This is a genomic window from Halorubrum sp. SP3, assembly GCF_005435195.1.
GTDB lineage: Archaea > Halobacteriota > Halobacteria > Halobacteriales > Haloferacaceae > Halorubrum > Halorubrum sodomense.
This window is the reverse complement of sequence record NZ_SGTU01000040.1, coordinates 1,634-3,349: the sequence shown is the minus strand read 5'-3', so window position 1 is coordinate 3,349 and position 1,716 is coordinate 1,634. Positions and strand designations below refer to the sequence as shown.

Below are 1,716 nucleotides of genomic sequence, written 5' to 3'. Positions count from 1 at the left end.
TAGCGATTTGGGAGGTCGCACCCGAAGTCGACCCCGATACGTTCGACGCGTACTGGGACTCATTCGCTGACGGTGACACACGGCAGGCGGAGACTGTCCCTGAGTACAGTGGGAACCGCGTGCCCGTGGCGACGGTCACGACGCAGCGAACGATTGACGGGGCGCCGTACCACTTTGGGACGATCAAAGACATTACTGAACGCAAGGCGCAGGAGCGTGAAATTCAACAGCAGAACGAACGCCTGGAGAATTTTGCCGGGCTCGTCTCACACGACCTTCGGAATCCGCTCAACGTCGCGCAGGGCTATGTCGATATGCTACAGGCAGACATCGATCGCAATGAGCTAACTCTTGTTGACAACGCTCTTGGGCGGATGGATTCGCTGGTGTCTGAGCTGTTACAACTCGCACGGACGAACACACCAGTCGGGGAGACAGACTCAGTGTCGTTGTTCGACACCGTCACGAAAGCTTGGGACTCAGTCGCAACGATCGACGCCGACCTGCGGTTGGCAGGCTCCGATACGCAGATACTTGCGGATGAGTCCCGATTACGGGAATTGTTCGAGAACTTATTCCGAAATGCTATCGAACACGCCGGGGCAGATGTAGAGGTAACCGTCAAAGCACAGTCAGACGGCTTCTCAGTCGCCGATGATGGACCTGGAATTCCACCCGAAGAGCGTGATCGAGTTTTTGAGACCGGGTTCACGACGAATCCGGACGGGACGGGATTTGGGTTGAATATCGTCCAGCAGATTGTTACCGGCCACGATTGGGAGATACAGGTTACGGAGAGTATCTCGGGGGGCGCACGATTTGTGATTACCGGCCTCAAGACGGTGGATTAGTACGTAGTGCTACATGCGCGACTCGTCTCTTTCACGGTGTTCGGAACGGGATCCGAATCGCCAGAGTTCAGTCCGATCAATTCGCAAGCGCATCCTCTCAGCTAATTCAGGAATTAGATAGAGGAAATAACGCAGTCTCCGTGCTGACTACATCCTCTGTATCTTGCACGCCGTTTCTATCAGATTTGGACAATTTCATCAAATCTAGCACGGTGTAGCCAATGTTCGCCGCGGCTACAACAGATTATGAAGAACTCCGTATTTGGTAACTGAGAATCGGCTTCTCAAACGAATATTGTAGTCGAATACCGGATTCTACTACCCCAAATCGAGGGCCACTACTGCGACCAACAATCTGCTTCCTATGAGCGTACTCGAAACGGATAGTTAGCTCTATCCCGTAACCGGCAAACTAGTCCAATCCTCAGATATCATATCTATTAAGTACATATCGATAAAATTACAAAATATGACCAAACAATACATTTCCACTCAGATGATTCCCGAACGAGACGAGCCAGCATTGTATATCAATCCTCGCTCTGAACAAATCGCAGCCTTCGCAGAGGAAGCACTAACGGTTGAGGACCAGCCCAAGGTCCGGCTGCTCGCAGACTCAGATGAAATCAAAGACGCCCTCTACAGCTTCCTCACGGCCTCAAAGATTGCCGAACTCATCCACCGGGAGCAACTCAGCCTCCGAACACTCACGGAGCCAGTTCAGAATACCATCTTCACAACCGAGTCTGAGGCTGTAGTTCCTGTGATGGACAAGCACAGTATTTCGAGCTCGGACCCCGAGCTGGTCTCATCAGTCTACGGTGAGTTCGACTCCAGATTCGAGGCTGCCGAGCAGTATCACCTC

General features: G+C 52.4%; 2 protein-coding genes. Both read left to right on the top strand.

Annotated features, from left to right (window positions below):
* On the top strand, window positions 1–851 hold an 851-nt coding region (locus tag EXE42_RS14980; RefSeq protein WP_137706846.1), incomplete at its 5' end, for a HAMP domain-containing sensor histidine kinase.
* Window positions 852–1,320: 469 nt separating this feature from the next.
* Window positions 1,321–1,716, top strand: a 396-nt coding sequence (locus EXE42_RS20280; protein WP_241988404.1) for a DUF5821 family protein, incomplete at its 3' end; no start/stop codon positions are given.